At 70.3% G+C, this 18,097-nt stretch carries 16 protein-coding genes; 13 read left to right on the top strand and 3 right to left on the bottom strand.

Going from position 1 to position 18,097, the window contains the following annotated elements; genetic code table 11:
* The first annotated feature begins 55 nt into the window (after positions 1–55).
* Entirely contained in the window at positions 56–466 is a 411-nt protein-coding gene (locus tag ACWCRB_RS14855; RefSeq protein WP_450996415.1) for a MarR family winged helix-turn-helix transcriptional regulator, read from the top strand.
* 67 nt (positions 467–533) lie between these two features.
* Here ACWCRB_RS14855 and ACWCRB_RS14850 read toward each other — a convergent pair whose 3' ends face one another.
* Entirely contained in the window at positions 534–1,382 is an 849-nt protein-coding gene (locus ACWCRB_RS14850; protein ID WP_450996414.1) for a LysR family transcriptional regulator, read from the bottom strand.
* 353 nt (positions 1,383–1,735) lie between these two features.
* Between ACWCRB_RS14850 and ACWCRB_RS14845 the strand changes: the two genes are divergently transcribed.
* The 9 genes from ACWCRB_RS14845 to ACWCRB_RS14805 are packed head-to-tail and all read left to right on the top strand — an operon-like array spanning position 1,736 to position 10,619.
* Positions 1,736–2,434: an alpha/beta hydrolase gene (locus tag ACWCRB_RS14845; RefSeq protein WP_450996413.1), complete on the top strand. Its 699-nt coding sequence runs from the start codon at positions 1,736–1,738 to the stop codon at positions 2,432–2,434.
* Positions 2,431–3,282 carry a sulfurtransferase gene (locus ACWCRB_RS14840; protein ID WP_450996412.1) on the top strand — a complete coding sequence of 284 codons (852 nt, stop codon included), beginning with the start codon at positions 2,431–2,433 and terminating at the stop codon, positions 3,280–3,282. Before ACWCRB_RS14845 ends, ACWCRB_RS14840 begins: the two co-directional genes overlap by 4 nt.
* A 31-nt stretch (positions 3,283–3,313) precedes the next feature.
* Positions 3,314–4,192 (top strand): ABC transporter permease, encoded by an 879-nt coding sequence (locus ACWCRB_RS14835; RefSeq protein ID WP_450996411.1) that lies wholly within the window; start codon positions 3,314–3,316, stop codon positions 4,190–4,192.
* Between the two features lie 5 nt (positions 4,193–4,197).
* Positions 4,198–4,917 (top strand): ABC transporter ATP-binding protein, encoded by a 720-nt coding sequence (locus tag ACWCRB_RS14830; RefSeq protein ID WP_450996410.1) that lies wholly within the window; start codon positions 4,198–4,200, stop codon positions 4,915–4,917.
* Positions 4,914–5,885 carry an ABC transporter substrate-binding protein gene (locus ACWCRB_RS14825; RefSeq protein WP_450996409.1) on the top strand — a complete coding sequence of 324 codons (972 nt, stop codon included), beginning with the start codon at positions 4,914–4,916 and terminating at the stop codon, positions 5,883–5,885. The genes ACWCRB_RS14830 and ACWCRB_RS14825 overlap by 4 nt, the downstream gene beginning before the upstream one ends.
* A gap of 24 nt (positions 5,886–5,909) precedes the next feature.
* Positions 5,910–7,016 (top strand): LLM class flavin-dependent oxidoreductase, encoded by a 1,107-nt coding sequence (locus ACWCRB_RS14820; RefSeq protein ID WP_450996408.1) that lies wholly within the window; start codon positions 5,910–5,912, stop codon positions 7,014–7,016.
* 56 nt (positions 7,017–7,072) lie between these two features.
* On the top strand, positions 7,073–8,089 hold the full coding sequence (locus ACWCRB_RS14815; protein WP_450996407.1) for an ABC transporter substrate-binding protein: 1,017 nt from the start codon (positions 7,073–7,075) through the stop codon (positions 8,087–8,089).
* Positions 8,086–9,246 carry an acyl-CoA dehydrogenase family protein gene (locus ACWCRB_RS14810; RefSeq protein ID WP_450996406.1) on the top strand — a complete coding sequence of 387 codons (1,161 nt, stop codon included), beginning with the start codon at positions 8,086–8,088 and terminating at the stop codon, positions 9,244–9,246. The genes ACWCRB_RS14815 and ACWCRB_RS14810 overlap by 4 nt, the downstream gene beginning before the upstream one ends.
* Positions 9,243–10,619, top strand: a complete 1,377-nt coding sequence (locus ACWCRB_RS14805; protein ID WP_450996405.1) for an FAD-binding oxidoreductase — start codon at positions 9,243–9,245, stop codon at positions 10,617–10,619. The genes ACWCRB_RS14810 and ACWCRB_RS14805 overlap by 4 nt, the downstream gene beginning before the upstream one ends.
* 12 nt (positions 10,620–10,631) lie before the next feature.
* Here the strand turns inward: ACWCRB_RS14805 and ACWCRB_RS14800 are convergent, their stop codons facing one another.
* Entirely contained in the window at positions 10,632–11,042 is a 411-nt protein-coding gene (locus ACWCRB_RS14800) for an SseB family protein (protein WP_450996404.1), read from the bottom strand.
* Positions 11,043–11,381: 339 nt separating this feature from the next.
* Here ACWCRB_RS14800 and ACWCRB_RS14795 point away from each other — a divergent pair, with 339 nt between their 5' ends.
* The 3 genes from ACWCRB_RS14795 to ACWCRB_RS14785 are packed head-to-tail and all read left to right on the top strand — an operon-like array spanning position 11,382 to position 15,075.
* Positions 11,382–12,812, top strand: a complete 1,431-nt coding sequence (locus ACWCRB_RS14795) for a family 2B encapsulin nanocompartment shell protein (protein WP_450996403.1) — start codon at positions 11,382–11,384, stop codon at positions 12,810–12,812.
* 5 nt (positions 12,813–12,817) lie between these two features.
* Complete coding sequence (locus ACWCRB_RS14790) at positions 12,818–14,146, top strand: family 2 encapsulin nanocompartment cargo protein terpene cyclase (RefSeq protein ID WP_450996402.1); 1,329 nt, start codon at positions 12,818–12,820, stop codon at positions 14,144–14,146.
* A 59-nt stretch (positions 14,147–14,205) separates the two neighbouring features.
* Positions 14,206–15,075, top strand: a complete 870-nt coding sequence (locus ACWCRB_RS14785) for a geranyl diphosphate 2-C-methyltransferase (protein ID WP_450996401.1) — start codon at positions 14,206–14,208, stop codon at positions 15,073–15,075.
* Between the two features lie 47 nt (positions 15,076–15,122).
* Here ACWCRB_RS14785 and ACWCRB_RS14780 read toward each other — a convergent pair whose 3' ends face one another.
* Positions 15,123–18,071: a carbohydrate binding domain-containing protein gene (locus ACWCRB_RS14780; protein WP_450996400.1), complete on the bottom strand. Its 2,949-nt coding sequence runs from the start codon at positions 18,069–18,071 to the stop codon at positions 15,123–15,125.
* Positions 18,072–18,097: the final 26 nt, after the last annotated feature.

Below are 18,097 nucleotides of genomic sequence, written 5' to 3'. Positions count from 1 at the left end.
GGTCCCGTCCGTCCCGCCACGCCGGTTTTTATGCATACGCATTAACATGGGGTGCATGGCAGTGAACAAGGCCGGTGCGGGGCTGGCGGACCAGTGGCGGGACATCCTGGCGGCGCATGCGCGCACGATGTGCGAGATCGATCGTGTGCTGCATCCGCATGGCCTGGGGGCCAGCGACTTCGAGGTGCTCGACGTCCTCGTCGCCGAGGCGGACGCCGCGGCGGGCTCCTCCGACCCGGGCGAGCAGTGCCGGGTGCAGGACATTGCCGGGCGGGTTCATCTCAGTCAGAGTGCGTTGTCTCGGCTCATCGGGCGGTTGGAGAAGGATGGGCTGGTTGAGCGGAGCATGTGTGTGGAGGATCGGCGGGGGGTGCGGGTGGCTTTGACGGCGCGTGGTCGTGAGCTGCACAACGAGGTGCTGCCGCTTCAACGGGCCGCGCTGGAACGGTCCTTGGGGGATAGGTAGTTCGTTTGGCGCGCGCCGGTGGGGGCTTGTCGCGCAGTTCCCCGCGCCCCTGAAGGGGCGCTCCCACCTAACCCAGTAGTTGTCGCACCGCCGTGAACGCGGCCTCTACCGTTGCCGGGTCTGCTCCTGGGCGGGCCAGGGCGCTCATGGGGATCGAGGGGACCGGGGGGAGGCCCTCGTACGGGGTGAGGCCGTCCGGGGCCGGGCCTACCGCCGCCAGGAGGGCTACTCCCCTGCCTGTGCGGGCCAGGTCGAGGACGCCCGCCAGGTAGCCCGCGTCGCCTACCACCGACGCCGGGACGCCCTGCTCGGCCAAGGTCGCGATGGCGCGGCGGCGGATCGCGCAGGGGTCCTCGATCGCCACCAGGGGAACGGGTGCGGGGGCTGCCGGGGGTGCCCAGCCGGGCGGGGCGTGCCAGGTCAGGGGGAGGCCGCCCACCGGTGTGCCCTCTGTTGCCGCGGCCTCCGTGACGTACACCGCGACATCCACGCTGCCGCGCTCCACCGCCTCCACCAGCCGTGCCGACCGGTCGATCCGGAACCGCACCCGGCAGCCGGGGCGCACCGCCTCGACGGCCGCGGTCAGCCGGGGCAGGAACTGGTCGGCGGCGTGTTCGGTGGAGCCGAGGGTGATCGTGTCGCCGTCGACGTCGAGCAGGGTGCGTACGGCCTCGTCATGGACGGCGAGGACACGCCGTGCCTGTTCCAGCAGCAGTCGGCCCTCCGGGGTGAACCGCGTGCCCCGGCCCTCGCGTTCGACGACGGGCCTGCCCAGCGTCTTCTCCAGCCTGCGGACGTGCTGGCTGACCGCCGACTGGCTGAGGGCGAGTGCCTGGGCCGCGCGGTGGAAGCCACCGTGGTCGGCGATCGCGGTCAGGCTGCGCAGGGCCACGATGTCGAGTACTGGTTGGGGCATACGGCGACCGTAGCCCGCGCGGGTCATCGATCGCCATTCTCGATCGATCACGGATTACGATCGATTTCGATGCGGAATCGTCGTTGGACGTCGTACGCAGGTGCCGGTCATGATGGGGGCATGGCGTATCCGACCGCATCTGCTGCCCTGCTCACGCAGCGCCGAGTCATCGACTTCGGCGTCGCGTGCACCGCGCGCTGTCGTTGATCCCACGCCGCCTCCCGGCGTTTCCGTACGGCCTCCACTGATCGGCTTCGCGCTGCCCGCGCGCCGGTAGGCCGTTGGTCCGTACCCCCTTTCGTTCCCCTCTCTGCATGCCCTTTTCCCTGCCCTGAAACGGGAGTTACCCACTCATGCCCTCTTCCTGGGACGAACCCGCAGGCCTCGCCGCGCGCGGCACACTGATCGTGCTGCCCGGCCGGGGCGAACACGGCGGTGTGTACGAGCGGTTCGGCCGCCGACTCGCCTTCGACGCCTACCGGGTACGGGCGTTGGGCGATCCGTCCGCCGATCCGTCCGTGCTCGACGAGGCAGCCAAGCTCCTCGCCGACGAGTCGCTGCCGGGCCCGAAGGTCCTGGTCGGCTCGGACACGGGTGCCCGGTACGCCGTCCAGCTCGCCGCCGAGCACCCGGCGGGCGTCAACGCGCTGATCCTCGTCGGCCTGCCCACCGGGCCCTGGGAGTCGGGGAGTTGGGAGGACGAGCTGGCGGCGCGGACCGCCTGCCCGACCCACCAGGGGCGTCTCGCCGGCGACTCCGCCTTCCGGCGCGGTGCGATCGACGCGGCCGTCGACCTGCCGGAGCTGCGGCTCGACCAGGTCGAGGTGCCGATTCTCGCCCTGCACGGCAAGGACGACCAGATCAGCCCGCTCGACCAGGCGCTCGACGTCTACGAGGGGCACGCGAACGTCCGGACGGTGACCTTCGACGGCGGCCGGCACGACGTGCTCAACGACGCCCTGCACCGCACCTCCGCCGCCACGGTCGTCCTCTTCCTGGAACGGCTGCGCCTCTCCCCCGAGCTGCCCGCGATCGCGGAGGGCCTCGCATGAGCACCTCGCGTGTGACGACCACGGTCGCCGAGCTGCGCGACGCCCTCGCCTCCGAGCAACCGCCCCTGGTCCTCGACGTCCGCTGGGCGCTCGGCGACCCTTACGGCCGCGACCACTACGCGGACGCGCACATCCCGGGTGCGGTGTACGTCGACCTGGACACCGAACTTGCCGCGCCGCCGAGCCCTGAGGGCGGGCGCCATCCGCTGCCGGAGATCGGGGAGTTGCAGGCAGCAGTCCGTGGCTGGGGGCTCCGGGATGGCCAACCGGTCGTCATTTACGACGACTTGGGCAACACCGCCGCAGCCCGGGCCTGGTGGCTGCTCCGGTACGCCGGGGTCACCGAAGTGACGTTGCTGGACGGGGCGTTGGGTGCCTGGCGGGCGGCCGAACTGCCGCTGGAGTCCGGCATCCCGGCCGATCCGGAACCCGGCGATGTCGTCCTGCGTGCGGGCGGGCTGCCGCTCACCGATGCCGACGGCGCCGCCGAACTCGCCCGCGAGGGGCTGCTGTTGGACGCTCGAGCGGGTGAACGGTACCGGGGCGAGGTGGAGCCGGTGGACCCGCGCGCGGGACACATCCCGGGTGCGGTGTCCGCGCCCACCGGGGAGAACCTCGCGGCCGACGGGACCTTCCTTGCACCCGAGCTGCTGCGCAAGCGGTTCGAGGACCGAGGTGCCGGTGCCGCGTCACGCATCGGCGTGTACTGCGGTTCCGGTGTCACCGCCGCCCACGAGATCGCCGCGCTCGCCCTCGCCGGTTACGAGGCGACCCTCTTCGCCGGTTCCTGGTCCGCCTGGTCCACCGATCCCACCCGCCCGGCCGCGACCGGCCCGCACCCGTCCTGAGGCTCCAGGGCCCCGCGAGAGGAACCCCGCCATGACCACCAAACCGCTCGACGCGGCGCCCCTGGCCCCGCCGAGCACCGACACTCCTCCGGAACCGGCACCCCGGATCACCATCCGAGGCGCCACCCGCACCACCCGCCGGCTCCAGGTTCCCCGTTCGGTACGCCGGGCCGCAGGACCCGTGGGCCTCGTACTCCTCTGGTTCCTGACCTCGGCCACCGGTGTACTGCCCGAGTCGGTGCTCGCCTCCCCCGTGGACGTCCTGAAGCAGGCCGTCGACCTGACGAAGAACGGTGAACTGCCCGGCGCCATCGCCGCGTCGGGCCGCCGCGCAGCCATCGGCTTCCTCATCGGAGCGACGGTCGCGCTCGTTCTCTCCCTGCTCGCCGGGCTGTTCCGGCTCGGCGAGGACGTCATCGACTCCTCGATGGGCATGTTCCGGGCGATCCCCTGGGTGGGTCTGATCCCGCTGTTCATCGTCTGGTTCGGCATCGAGGAGACCCCGAAGATCGCCCTGGTCGCCCTCGGTGTCACCTACCCGCTGTACTTCAACATCTACGGCGGGATCAGGTCCACCGACGCCCAACTCGTCGAGGCCGCCCGGATGATGGGCCTCGGCCGGTTCGGTCTGATCAAGTACGTGATCCTGCCGAGCGCGCTGCCCGGCGCCCTCGTGGGGCTCCGGTACGCGCTCTCCACCGCCTGGCTCGCGCTCGTCTTCGCCGAGCAGATCAACGCGGACGCGGGGCTCGGCTATCTGATGAGCAACGCGCAGCAGTACTTCCGTACGGACATCATCGTGCTCTGCCTCGCGGTGTACGCACTGCTCGGCCTCGCCTGCGACTTCGCCGTACGGGTCCTGTCGCGCCGACTGCTGACCTGGCGGGCCAACTTCGAGGGCGAGGCGTGATCCCCATGGCCAACAGCGTGGAAATCAGGGGGCTTTCGCGGGCCTTCGACGGCAACACCGTGCTGCACGAGCTGGACCTCGACATCCGGGAGGGCGAGTTCGTGGCCCTGCTCGGGCACAGCGGCTGCGGCAAGTCGACCCTGCTGCGGATCCTCGCCGGGCTCGACGACGAGATCGGCGGCGACGTGACCGTGCCCGCGCGACGCAGCGCGGCCTTCCAGTCGCCACGGCTGCTGCCCTGGCTGAAGGTGTGGCGCAATGTCGTCCTCGGACTGCCCGGACGGCCCGACCGGGCGCTGGCCGACAAGGCCCTCGCCGAGGTCGGCATCGAGGAGCGCGCGACCGTCTGGCCCAAGACGCTGTCCGGCGGCCAGGCACAGCGGGTCTCGATGGCCCGCGCCCTGGTCCGCGAGCCCGAACTCCTGCTCCTTGACGAGCCGTTCGGCGCGCTCGACGCGCTGACCCGGGGCAAGGTGCAGCAGCTGGTCGCCGAGCTGTGGCAGCGGCACGGCTGCGCGATCCTCCTGGTCACCCATGACGTGGAGGAGGCGCTGCTGCTCGCCGACCGGGTCCTGGTGATGGACGAGGGCCGTATCGCCCACGACCTCACCGTCGGCCTGCCCCGCTCGCGCGATCTCACCTCGCCCGAGTTCGTCACCCTCCGCGCCCGCCTCCTCGGCTGGCTCGGTGTCACCGCACACACCCTCGAAGGGACCCCCTCGTGATACGCAGACTCGCCACCGCCGCGCTGAGCGTCACCGCCCTGCTGGCGTTGACCGCCTGCGGCGCGGACTCCTCGGCGGACGCCGCCGGGAGCGGCTCCAAAGTGACCCTCACCATCGGCGACCAGGCCAAGACCCTCCAGACCATCGTCGCCGCCTCCGGCGCCCTCAAGGGCGCCAAGTACAACGTGAAGTGGGCCGAGTTCGAGGGCGCGGCCCCGCTCTACCAGGCCGTACAGGCGGGCGCCGCCGACACCGGTTTCTCCGCCGACCTGCCGGCGCTCCAGGCCCTCAGCGGCGGCGTGAAGATCAAGAACGTCGCCGCCCTGAAGAACGACGGCACACATGTCGGGATCGTCGTCCGCAAGGACTCCGGCATCGACAGCGTCAAGGACCTCAAGGGCCAGAAGGTCGTGGTGTCCTCCGCCAAGGGCAGCATCTCGGAGTATCTGCTGGCCAACGTCCTCAAGCAGAACGGCCTGGACTACAAGGACGTCGAGGTGCAGTACCTGCTGCCGACCGACGCACAGGCCGCGTTCTCCTCCGGCAGGATCAAGGTCTGGGCGATCTTCGGCGTCTACCAGGCCGTCGCCCTGGAGCAGGGCGGCAAGCTCCTGGTCGACGGCGCGGACGGCCGGGTCAGTGGCTACGGCTTCGTCAACGCCTCCGAGAAGGCCCTCGCCGACTCGGCGAAGAAGGCCGCGCTGTCCGACTTCCTGAAGCGCCTGGGTACGGCCCTGAAGTGGACCAGCGCGAACAAGGACGCCTACGCGAAGGCCATCGTGGAGCGCAACGGCGCCGACGCCTCGGTGGCGAAGACGCTGGCCTCGGCGGCGTACGGCCAGGTCCTGCCGATCACCGACGACGTGAACAACACCGTCCAGGACGTGGCCGACCTCATGAACAGCATCGGGGTCCTGGACCCGAACGTCGACGTGGCGAAGTCGGCGGACACGTCCCTCCTCAAGTAGCCGCTCTCCGAAGGGAGTTCCCTCATGCCTGTCGAATTCATCAGCGCCGTCCACACCGACACCGGATCCAACGGCCCCGCCTCCAGCAGCCGCACCGGCGGCTTCGACCCGGACTTCGTCCGCAAGTACGCCCGGACCCTGGACGACGGCGGTTTCGACCACACCCTGGTCGCCTACCACTCGGCGTCCCCCGACGCCTTCCAGCTCGCCCAGTTCGTCGCCACCCACACCGAGCGGATCCGCCCGATCCTGGCCCACCGACCGGGCGTGATCTTCCCGACCCACGCGGCCCGCGCGCTCGCCACCCTGGACCAGATCAGCAACGGCCGCCTGTCGCTGCACATCATCTCCGGGGGCAGCGACGAGGAGCAGCACCGGGAGGGCGACTACCTCAACAAGACGGAGCGGTACGAGCGTTCGGACGAATACATCCAGATCCTGAGGAAGGTCTGGCAGGCCGACGGGCCCGTCTCGCACGAGGGCAAGTACTTCACGTTCGAGGGCTACTACTCGGACGTCAAGCCCTACAACGGGCTGGTCCCGGTCTCGGTCGGCGGCTCCTCGCAGGACGCCTACCGGGTAGGCGGGCAGCAGGGCGACATCTTCGGTCTGTGGGGCGAGCCGCTGAAGGAGACGGCCGAGCAGATCGCCGCCGTCAACGCGGTCGCGGATGCCGCCGGGCGCCCCCACCCCCGTATCTGGGTCTCCTTCCGCCCGATCATCGCGCCCACCGAGGAACTGGCCTGGGAGAAGGCGCACCGCACGCTGGGCGCGCTCAAGGACCAGGCCGCCAACACCGAACTGCTGCGCCACTACCGCACCACCGGCCGCCCCGCCAACGTCGGCTCCCAGCGTCTCCTCGACATCGCGGACCGAGGTGAGGTGCACGACCGCTGCCTGTGGACCGCCCCCGCGGTGGCGACCAACGCCGCCGGCGCCTCGACCGCGCTGGTCGGCACGCCGGAGACGGTCGCCGCGGCGCTGCTCGACTACGTCGACATCGGCTGCGACCTGCTGTCGATCCGCGGCTACGACCCGCTCAACGACGCGATCGACTACGCCCGTTACGTCCTTCCGCTGGTCCGCCAGGAGCTCGCCCACCGCGCGGCGACGGCCACCCAGGCCGCCTGACCCCGCCGACTCCCCGTCCACCCACCCCTGTCTGCGAATCCCCTTATGGAGACTCCGTGTTCCGCCGCTCACGCTCCTTGCGCACGTCCGCCGCCGTCCTGCTGCTCGCCCTCACGGCGGCCTGCGGCAGCCAGGCCCAGGCCGAGTCGTCGACCGACCAGTCCGCCGTCACCCTGCGGGTCGGCGCGACCGGCTGGAAGGTCGAGGAGGCCATCCTGAAGTTCGCCCACCTCGACGACACCCCCTACAAGGTCAAGTGGAGCGTCTTCCAGGGCGGCGACCTGCAACTCCAGGCGATCCGCGCCGGCGCCCTCGATGTCGCCTCCTCCAGCGAGATCCCGCCGATCTTCGCCGCCGCCGACGGCAAGCCGAACTTCAAGGTCGTCGCCGTGCAGCGCGCCGCCACGCTCAACCAGGAGGTCGTCGTCCCCAAGGGCTCGAAGGTGACCGGCATCGCCGGGCTGAAGGGCAAGAAGGTCGGCTACGTCCAGAACACCACCGCCCACTACTTCCTCTTCCAACTGCTGAAGCAGGCGGGCCTGAAGTGGTCCGACGTCGACGCCAAGCCGCTGCTGCCCAACGACGGTCTCGCGGCCCTGAACGGCGGCGGCATCGACGCCTTCGCCTCCTACGGCACGTCGATCATCACCGCCCACCAGCAGGGCGCCACCACGGTCGGCTCCGGCAAGGACATCCTCTCCGGCAACTTCCTCTGGACGGCCCGCGACAGCGTCCTGAAGAACTCCGCCCAGCAGGCGGCGACGGCCGATCTGATCGCCCGGATCACCCAGGCGTACGCGTACGTCCGGGACGGCCGTGAGGCCGAGTTCGCCGAGGTCGTGTCGGACAACACGCACCAGCCGCTCGCCCAGGCGAAGAAGGACCTGGTCGACGCGCAGACCCAGCGCCCGACCCAGGCCCGCCCGGTGGGCGACGACACCATCGCCTCGCAGCAGAAGGTGGCCGACGTGTTCACCGAACTCGGCGCCCTCAAGGAGCACTTGGACGTGAAGTCGTTCTGGACGACGAAGCTCAACACCGAACTGGCCGCCGACCTGAAGAAGAAACTGTGACCACGCCGCAAGACGCTGCCGTGACCGCCCGTATCGCCGAACTGGCCCCCGAGTACGACCGTTCGGGCGCCTTCCCCACCGAGTCCCTGAAGGCCGCCCACGAGGCCGGCCTGCTCACCGCCACCATCGGTGAGCGGTACGGCGGCCGGGGCGCGGGCGTCGAGGAGACCGCGCACATCCTGCACACCCTCGGCCAGGGCGACCCGTCCGTCGCCCTGATCGCCGCGATGACCCTCACCACCCACAACCGCCAGGCCGTACAGCCGCACTGGCCCGAGGAGTTGTACGCACGGGTCGTCAAGGAGTCGCTCGTACGTCCCGTGCTCGTCAACCACGCCCGTGTGGAACCGGAGTTGGGCTCCCCCGCGCGCGGCGGACTGCCCGCCACGCGGGCCCGGCGCACCAGGGACGGCTGGGCGATCAGCGGTACGAAGCGGTTCGTCACGGGCGCCGACGGGCTGGACTGGTTCCTGGTGTGGGCGACCACCGACGAACCGGAGCCCCGCGTGGGCACCTTCCTGGTGCCCGGCGACTCCCCCGGCATCGAAGTCACCGGCCACTGGGACCAGTTGGGGCTGCGCGCGAGCGGCAGCCACGATGTGACCTTCCGGGACGTGGAGGTGCCGTACGAGCAGGTCATCGGCCTCGCGCCGTACGGTCCGGCGGCCGAGCAGGACAACCGGGCGGGCGCGTCCCTCCATCTGCCGCTCGCCGCCCTGTACTTGGGGGTCGCCCGGGCCGCGCAGGCGTTCTTCCACACGTTCGCGCAGACCCGGGTGCCCGCCAACCTCGGGCACCCGGTGGCCCGTACGGAACGCTTCCGCCGGGCGGCCGGGGAGATCGAGGTGCTGCTGACGGGGGCCGAGCAGCTGGTGTTCGGCGGTGCGGCCAAGGTCGACGCCGCAGACCCGTCGTACACCCCCGAACAGGCCCTGGGGGCACGGGTGTTGGCGGACCGCCACGGCGTACAGGCCGTCGGGCTGGCCGTGCGACTGCTCGGCAATCCGGGGCTGGCCCGGGGCAACCCCCTGGAGCGGCACTTCCGCGACATCCAGTGCGCGCCGGTGCACGCACCCCAGGAGGACATCTCCGTACTCGCGATCGGCACGAAGGCTCTACAGAAGGCCGCCGGCGCAGCGGCCCGGGAGGACCGGTGACCGCCCCGACCACGACCGCCTCCGCCCAGTTCCTCGGCCTCCTCGCCCGCGATCTGCCGCCCGACCGGCTGGCCACCGACCCGCTGACACTGGCCGCACACACCACCGACCGCTCCGGCACCAGGCCGTACGGCGGCCCGCTCGCCGTGGTCCACGCACGACGCACCGAGGACGTCACCGTCACCCTCCGGCACGCGCACGCCCTGCGCGTGCCGGTGGTGCCGCGCGGCGCCGGTACCGGGCTGTCGGGCGGAGCGACGGCCGGCGAGGGCACCCTCGTCCTCGACCTCTCCGGCATGAACCGCATCCTCGAACTGTCGGAGGACGACCACCTCGCCGTCGCCGAACCCGGCGTGATCACGGCCGAGTTGGACCGGGCGGCGGGCGTGCACGGCCTGCGGTACGCGCCCGATCCGGCGAGTGCCGCGCTGTCGACGATCGGCGGGAACATCGCCACCAACGCGGGCGGGCTGCGCTGCGCCAAGTACGGCGTGACGCGGGACAGCGTGCTCGGCCTGGAGGCGGTGCTCGCGGACGGCACGGTGGTGCGCACGGGCCGCCGTACCGTCAAGGGAGTCACCGGCTACGACCTGACCGCGCTGCTCACCGGCTCGGAGGGCACCCTCGCGGTGATCACCTCGGCGACCCTGCGGCTGCGCCCGCTGCCGGTGGCCACGGCCACCGTCGCCGCGTACTTCCCGTCCTTCGAGGAGGCCGCCGAGGCCTCGTACGCGATCGGCAGGGCCGGGGTCGTACCGGCGCTGGCGGAGTTGGTCGACGGGCCTGTCCTGCACGCCGTCGACCCGGCGCTGCGGGAGCGGGGCGCGGCGCTGCTGCTGGTGCAGTGCGACGGGGCGGGTGCCGGGGCGGAGGCGGCGGTGGTCGCCGGGGTCCTCGCCAAGACCGGGGCGACGTCGGTCGAGCAGACCGACGACCCGGCCGAAGCGGAGTCGCTGCTCGCCGCCCGCCGGGGCGCCCTGCCCGCGCTGGAACGGCTGGGCCGCCCGCTGATCGAGGACATCGCCGTCCCCCGTTCCCGGCTGGCGGAGGCGGCTCGGGAGATCCGGGAGATCTCGCGGCGCCATGACGTCCCGGTGTTCACCATCGCGCACGCTGCGGACGGAAACCTGCACCCGATCATCGTGGTCGACCCGTCCCTGGACGGGCTGCCGGACGCGGCCTGGGAGGCGGCCGGCGAGATCTTCGCCCTGGCGCTACGGCTCGGCGGGACGCTGACCGGCGAGCACGGGGTGGGGGTGCTGAAGCGGCAGTGGGTCGCCGACGAACTGGGCCCTGCGGCGCATGCGCTGCAGCGGCGGATAAAGGACGCGTTCGATCCCCGGGGCATCCTCAACCCGGGCAAGTCCCTCTAGCAGGGCGGGGGTTCAGTACTCGTACGGCCGGGCCAGCAGGGTCCGTACGCCTTCGGAGGTGATCGTCAGGCCGTGCGGGGAGGCCGCGTCGATGGTGAGCGCGAGGTCGCCGGTGGGCCACTGGTCGGCGAGCGCGCCGAGCGGGACGAGACGGTAGCGGGAGACGGCCGGCAGCAGCCCGGCCAGCTCGGACTCCGAGGTGAACACGGGCACGGCCTCCCGCCCGTTCGGCTCCTCCAGGACGGGCAGCGCCACCATCGAGGGATCACCGGCGTCCGCGTCGCTGACGTCGTCCGGTACGGGCACCAGTACGTCGCTCCTCGCGAGGACGTCCAGCGCGGCCGGGTCCTCGCTGTTGCCGGCCAGCGCGTCCAGCGCACGTCGGGCCGGTGTGGCGGTGTGGTGGCGCGTGGGTGTCTCCATGTCGGGTCCCCTGATAGCGACGGTCGTACGGGCCGCCCGGGACTCGCCGGTCCCGGGCACAGTACGGGTCGCCTACCCGAGCCGGTCCCGCGCATACCTGTCCCGGACAGACGGGTGGGTGAACACACGCTCGGTCGCGGTGCACCCACCTGTCGGACAACGCCAAGTAGGTTGATCGGCCGGTCGGTTGAGCGGCCCGCGCACAGGGGGCGCGAACGGGGTCACTCCGGTCGGCGCCACGCTCTCGCACGCCATCCACACCCATCACCCACTGTCACCGGATTCCGATAGATCTGGACACGCAGCGTGACACCTCCAATCGGGAACGAGGACACACCCATGCCCCTTGAGACAGTGACGGCGCCGACCGGCGGCCCCGCGACGGCGCACCAGCCCGAGCAACAGAGCCTCGGCACGGCCGCGGCGCGCAATCTGGCGACGACCACCAAGTCCGAACCCCAGATGCAGGGCATCAGCTCACGCTGGCTGAGCCGCATGCTGCCCTGGGTGAACGTGCCGGGCGCCACCTACCGCGTCAACCGCCGGCTCTCGTACAACGTCGGCGACGGCCGGGTTTCCTTCGTGAAGACCGGCGCGAAGGTCCAGGTCGTACCGGCCGAGCTGGGCGAGCTGCCCCTGCTGCGCGGCTTCGCGGACTGTGACGCGCTGGGCGCGCTGGCCGAGAAGTTCGTGCAGAAGGAGTTCGAGCCGGGCCAGGTCATCGTGCAGGCGGGCCGCAAGGCGGACCACGTCTACTTGATCGCGCACGGCAAGGTGGAGAAGCTCGGCGAGGGTCCGTACGGCGACGAGACGGTCCTCGGGCTGCTGGCCGACGGGGACACCTTCGGCGGCCAGGTGCTGGCCGGGGCCGGCGGGAAGTGGGAGTTCACGGCCCGCGCGGCGACGGCCACGACCATGCTCGCGCTGCCGCTGTCGGCGTACAAGGCGGTCGCGGACCGCCACGAGGGGCTGCGCTCGCATGTGCAGCACATCAGCTCGAACGGCCATCAGCGGATGAACAAGTCCGGCGAGGCCGAGATCGCCCTCAGCTCGGGACACCTCGGCGAGGAGACCCTGCCGGGCACCTTCGCCGACTACGAACTCCAGCCGCGCGAGTACGAGTTGAGCGTGGCGCAGACCGTGCTGCGGGTGCACAGCCGGGTCGCCGACCTCTACAACGAGCCGATGAACCAGACCCAGCAGCAGCTGCGCCTGACCATCGAGGCGCTGCGCGAGCGCCAGGAGTACGAACTGGTCAACAACAAGGACTTCGGCATGCTGCACAACGCCGACTTCGACCAGCGGATCTCCACGTACTCGGGTCCGCCGACCCCGGACGACCTGGACGAGCTGCTCACCATGCGGCGCGGCACCCGCTGCATGTTCGCCCATCCCAAGGCGATCGCCGCGTTCGGCCGGCAGTGCAACAAGCGAGGCATCTACTTCGGCGGCATCGAGCTGAACGGCCACCATCTGCCGGCCTGGCGTGGGGTGCCGCTGCTGCCCTGCGGCAAGATCCCGGTCAGCGAGCAGGGCACCTCGTCGATCATCGCGATGCGTACGGGCGAGGACGACCAGGGTGTGATCGGCCTCTACCAGACGGGCATCCCGGACGAGGTGGAGCCGGGCCTGAACGTGCGGTTCATGGGCATCAGTGAGCAGGCGATCATCTCCTACCTGGTCAGCACCTACTACTCGGCGGCCGTGCTGGTGCCGGACGCGCTCGGCGTCCTGGAGAACGTCGAGGTCTCCCGGACCAACGGAAGCTGACGCCGGTGTCCCTGATCTCCCGGGTCCTCGCTCCCTCGGCGAGCCATGACACGGCCGGGCTGGTACGGGCGCTGCTGGCGGCGCGGCCTTCGGCTTCGGCCCGCTTGCCGGTCCCGTCGAAGGCGTCCCGCGGGCCCCAACTGCCCACCGCGCCCACGGGATTGGGCACGTCGGCGGCACGGATCCCGTACTTCGCTCCGGTGCGCCGACCGTCCGGAACGGGCGTACGGAAAGCCGTCAAGGCGGGCCTCGCCACCACCCTGCCCACCGGACCGCGAGGTCTCGGCACGTCGACCACCCGGCTCACGCTGCCGGAGGCGCGACGCGGCGAGGCACCGGCAGCCCAGGCCCAGCCGCCACATGGCGCCGCCGAGAAACCGGACCCCGCCCCGGGCCTGCACTGCCCGCCCGCCGTCCGCGACGACCGCGCTCTCGGCGACGCCGTCACCGAGGGACTGGTCGAGTGGGCCGAGGAAATCGGGATCTACCCCGGCCGGCTCGACATGATCCGCAAGGCCGACTTCGGACGGCTGATCATGCTGGCGCACCCCGAGTCGGACGACCTCGGCCGACTGCTGGCGGCGGCGAAGTGCGCGCTCGCGGAGTGGTCCGTCGACGACCACTACGTGGACTGCGAGGTGGAGGAGGCCCGGCACGAGGTGCTCGGGCAGCGCCTCGCGATCGCCCACTCGGTGATCGACCAGGCGAATCTCCCCCGTGCGTACGCACCGCAGCTGGAGAAGGTCGTCCGGGCGGACCCCGTCATGCGGGCGCTGCGCTCCGGCCTCGCCGATCTCGCCCGGTACGCCACGACGGGCCAGGTGCGGCGGCTGCGCCATGAGCTGGCGATCATGTTCGTCGCGTACAACCAGGAAGGCTTCTGGCACACGGCAGGGCACCGGCCGCCCGTCTGGGAGTTCCTGATGCACCGCCACGAGAACAGCTTCATCCCGTGCATGGTGCTGGTCGACGCGGTCGCCGGGTACGAGCTGCCGTACGGCGAGTTCGCCGACCCGGCGGTACGCCGTGCCTTCACCCTGGCGGGCTCCGCGAGCGTGATCGTCAACGACCTGTACTCCATGGGCAAGGAGGACCCGACGGACTTCAGTCTGCCCCGGCTGATCGAGTCCGAGGACGGGTGCTCCCTGGCGGAGGCGGTCGACCGCACGGTCGAGATCCACAACGAGTTGATGCACACCTTCGAGGCCGAGGCAGCCGCACTAGCCCTCACCGCCTCCCCCGAGCTGCGCCGGTTCCTGGCCGGCACCTGGGCCTGGCTGGGCGGCAACCGTGAATGGCACGCGGTCAGCGCCCGTTACACGACACCCGCCTGACGCACAGAACCCCCCGCCCTTCCCCCAACCCCTTTGTCCCGCAAGGAGATCGCTTCACCATGCCTGTCACCGACATGGAAACGACCGCGATGGACCAGGTCCTGCGCACCGAGTACCAGAAGTCCGTCGCCGACTACTGGAACGCGGAGCGCAACGCGGTCAACCTCCGCCTCGGCGAGGTCGACGACCTGTACCACCACCACTACGGCATCGGCGACTACGACCCGTCCGTCCTCCAGGGCCCGGCGGAGACCCGCGAGCAGCGGATGATCGAGGAGATGCACCGCCTGGAGACCGCCCAGGCGGACGTTCTCCTCGACCACCTCGGCGAGGTCCGCCCGCAGGACCGTCTCCTGGACGCCGGTTCCGGACGCGGTGGCAGCAGCATCATGGCCAACGCCCGCTTCGGCTGCTCCGTGGACGGCGTCAGCATCTCCGAGCAGCAGGTGGCCTTCGCCAACGACCAGGCGAAGCGGCGCGGTGTCGACGACAAGGTGCGCTTCCACTTCCGCAACATGCTGGACTCCGGCTTCGCCACGGGTTCACGCCGTGCCATCTGGACCAACGAGACGACGATGTACGTCGATCTCTTCGAGCTGTACGGGGAGTTCGCGCGACTGCTCGAACCCGGCGGCCGGTACGTGTGCATCACCGGGTGCTCGAACGACGTCAAGGGCATGCGATCCAAGGCGGTCAGCAGGATCGACGAGCACTACACGTGCAACATCCACCCGCGCAGCGAGTACTTCAAGGCGATGGCCGCCAACAACCTCGTACCCATCAACGTCGTCGACCTGACCGAGGCGACCATGCCGTACTGGGAGCTGCGGGCCGAGTCGTCGGTGACGACCGGGATCGAGGAGGCGTTCCTGACCGCGTACAAGGAGGGCAGTTTCCACTATCTGCTGATCGCGGCCGACCGGATCTGAGGACGCGGCCGGTCCCGGGCCGGTCGGGGCCCGGGACCGGCATCGCGCTACTTCAGGTACGGCCCGGCGGTCCCGATCTTCCCGGGCCCGTTCAGGACGTACACCCGCAGGTTGCCCTTGCCCGGCGCCGCCACGGTCAGCGTGCCGTTCGAGACGGTCCGTACGTCACCGGTGACGGCGTCGGTGTACGTGCCGTTCGGGATGCCGGTGTAGGTGGCGTCGCCGGTGACCGTGACCAGCGCGAAGCTGTCCGTCGAGCCACTGGTGTACCGGCGCTTGAAGGCCATCTGGCCGCTGATGCCCTCGGTGGAGTACTGGCCCATCTGGAGGGCCGGGACCGCCCGGCGGATCTGGTTGAGCCGCTGGAGGTGCTTGACCAGGGGCTGGGCGAGGGTGTTGGCGACCTCACCGCTCGCCGAGCCGACCGTGCCGAAGTCGCTCGCGGTGACGGATCCGGCGAGGTGGTCGCCGTAGTACGCCCGTCCCGTGTTCGCCAGCGGGCAGGTCGGACCGCAGTCGATCTGCTTGCCCTTCTGGAACTCGATCTCGGAGCCGTAGTACAGGGTCGGGATGCCCCGGAAGGTCCACATCAGCGCCATGTTCTCGGCCCAGGCGTCGGTGCCGCCGCTGTAGCGGTTACTCGACTTGTTGGGGCCGTAGTCATGGCTGTCGACGTAGACGACGTTGTACGTGGCGTCGTTGACGGAGTCGTCGGAGTCCTTGCCGTTGCCGTAGGCGTTGGGCGCGTCACCGAAGTTCATGTGCATGCGCATGTCGATGATGTTCATGCCGGAGAACTGGCTGCGGTCGGGCGTGTGGTAGCTGTTGCCGCTCAGGAAGGCGTTGGTGGACGTCGGCTGGTTGCCGGTGCCGAGGTTGTTCTCGTAATTGAACTGCTCGATGGCCGCCGTCTCGTCGTCGGCGCTGTACTCCTTGCGTTCCTTCCAGGTGTAGAACTGCGCCGAGTGGTTGACCGAGCCACGGTTCCACTTGTCGTTGACGAAGGCCGCGACCTCGCCGAAGACGAAGAAGTTCTGCGCGGCCGTGGCGCCGAACTTCTGGGTCACGCGCTCGTATATCGCTGGCAGAAAACGGCGGTTCCACGTCACGCGCGGGATGTGGACGGCCGTGTCGACGCGGAAGCCGTCGACGCCCATGTCGATGTACTTGTCGTACGCGCCGATCAAGTAGTTCTGGACCGTGGTGTTCTCGGTGTTGAAGTCGGCCAGGTCCTCGTGCAGCCAGCAGGAACGGGCGTCCTCGCCCTCCCAGTTGCCGATCCAGCACTGGTGGTAGTACGCCTTGGGGAACATGCCCGAAGTGGGGCTCGGCCACTGGCAGTTGTAGAGCGTGTAGCCCTCGGCGCTCTTGCCGCCGGTCGGTGTACCCCAGTTGAGGCAGGTGTTGCCTGTCGGTTCGGCCGTCGACCACAGGTCGCCGTTGTAGTAGGACTTCCCGGACTTGGGCTCGACGGTCAGCCCGTCGTACTCGAAGCCCTCGGCCTTCTCGTCGTAGTACCAGCTCCACTGGGTGTCCCGGACGCCGTACACCGTGGGCGTGAACAGGCCCTTGGCGCCCCAGCGGGAGCTGTGGTTGTAGACGACGTCCTGGTAGATCTTCATGCCCTTGGCGTGGGCCGCGTTGATCAGGTCCTGGTAGGAGGCGCCGACCGACTCCAGGCGTGGGTCGACCTTGTAGAAGTCGTAGCCGTGATAGCCGTGGTAGTCGTAGTCCGAGCGGTTCAGGACGACCGGGGTGATCCAGAGCGCGGAGAAGCCGAGCGCCTTGACGTAGTCGAGTTTTTCGACCAGTCCCTTGAAGTCGCCGCGGAACATGGGGTCGTTGTTCGCCGCGTTGCCGGACTTGGTGTGCTGGCTGCCGCCGCGGTCGTTGCTCGTGTCGCCGTCGTAGAAGCGGGCGGTGAGGACGAAGTAGATGGGGTCCTTGCGGGGGTCGGTGCCGAGCGGGGTGCCGGAGGCCGGTGCGGGGGCCTGGTCGCCGGTCGTGGCGGTCGCGGCGGCGGAGGCGGGCGAGGTGTTGCCGGCCGCGTCGACGGCCTTGACCGTGTAGGTGTAGGTCGTGCGCTCCTCGAGTCCCGTGTCGGAGAACACCGTTGAGCCGATGTCCGTGACGACGGTGCCCTGGATGCCGCCGGTGCGCGTCAACTGGTACTTGGTCACGCCCTTGTTGTCGGTCGCCGCGTCCCAACTCACCACGACCGAGGTGTTGGTGGCGCTCGCGGTGACGTCGGCGGGCGCTGTCGGTGCCTCGGTGTCCGGTGGTTCGGCGGCGCAGGGGTCGGTGGCGTTCGCGGTGACCGTGCGGTCCTTCACGGTCGTGGTGCCGGTCGCGATCGTGTAGTCGGCGCTGTTGTTGTTGTCCCAGACACCGTTGCCGTTGTTGAAGGCCGCCTTGAGCGAGGTCGCGGTGCCGATGTCGAGGGTCTTTTTCCACCAGCCCGTGCAGGCGGTCTCCATGCCGACGCCGGGGACGGTCGTCCAGGAGCCGCCGGTGGGCGCGTAGTGGATGTTGGCGGTGGTCCAGCCGGAGGTGGCGGTCGAGTAGTAGACGGTGGCCTGGTTTCCGGTGCCCGTACCGGTGTCGGCGCACGGATCGCTGTGGGCGATCACACCGTCCTTGACGGTGATGGTGCCGGTGCCGAGCGCGTAGTTGCTGCCGCCGTTGTTGTCCCAGGTGCCGCTGCCGTTGTTGAAGGTCGCCTGGAGTCCGGCGGCCGAGCCCAGGTCGACGGTCTTCTTGACCCAGTCCGTGCAGGCCGACTCCATCTGGGTGCCGGGGACGGTGGTCCAGGAGCCGCCGTCGGGGGCGTAGTGGAGATAGGTGGTGGGCCAGCTCTTGGTCTTCGTGTAGTAGAAGACGGTCGCCGTGTTGGACGCGGCGGCGGCCGTCTCCGCCATGGGCGCGGAGCCTGTGTCCGGCGGGACCGCTCCCACCAGCACGGCAGCCGCCACCAGCGCCACCAGGGGTTGCCTCATGCGTGACTCCAATACGGCCCGGAATG

Source organism: Streptomyces sp. NPDC002156 (assembly GCF_053593675.1).
This window is presented reverse-complemented; position numbering and strand designations above follow the sequence as displayed.

Excerpts from the sequence above, each read along its gene's own strand:
- ACWCRB_RS14840 (WP_450996412.1), top strand. The coding sequence starts at position 2,431 with ATGAGCACCTCGCGTGTGACGACCACGGTCGCCGAGCTGCGCGACGCC.
- ACWCRB_RS14855 (WP_450996415.1), top strand. The coding sequence starts at position 56 with ATGGCAGTGAACAAGGCCGGTGCGGGGCTGGCGGACCAGTGGCGGGAC.
- ACWCRB_RS14800 (WP_450996404.1), bottom strand. The coding sequence starts at position 11,042 with ATGGAGACACCCACGCGCCACCACACCGCCACACCGGCCCGACGTGCG.
- ACWCRB_RS14780 (WP_450996400.1), bottom strand. The coding sequence starts at position 18,071 with ATGAGGCAACCCCTGGTGGCGCTGGTGGCGGCTGCCGTGCTGGTGGGA.
- ACWCRB_RS14785 (WP_450996401.1), top strand. The coding sequence starts at position 14,206 with ATGCCTGTCACCGACATGGAAACGACCGCGATGGACCAGGTCCTGCGC.
- ACWCRB_RS14845 (WP_450996413.1), top strand. The coding sequence starts at position 1,736 with ATGCCCTCTTCCTGGGACGAACCCGCAGGCCTCGCCGCGCGCGGCACA.
- ACWCRB_RS14795 (WP_450996403.1), top strand. The coding sequence starts at position 11,382 with ATGCCCCTTGAGACAGTGACGGCGCCGACCGGCGGCCCCGCGACGGCG.
- ACWCRB_RS14835 (WP_450996411.1), top strand. The coding sequence starts at position 3,314 with ATGACCACCAAACCGCTCGACGCGGCGCCCCTGGCCCCGCCGAGCACC.
- ACWCRB_RS14830 (WP_450996410.1), top strand. The coding sequence starts at position 4,198 with ATGGCCAACAGCGTGGAAATCAGGGGGCTTTCGCGGGCCTTCGACGGC.
- ACWCRB_RS14850 (WP_450996414.1), bottom strand. The coding sequence starts at position 1,382 with ATGCCCCAACCAGTACTCGACATCGTGGCCCTGCGCAGCCTGACCGCG.
- ACWCRB_RS14820 (WP_450996408.1), top strand. The coding sequence starts at position 5,910 with ATGCCTGTCGAATTCATCAGCGCCGTCCACACCGACACCGGATCCAAC.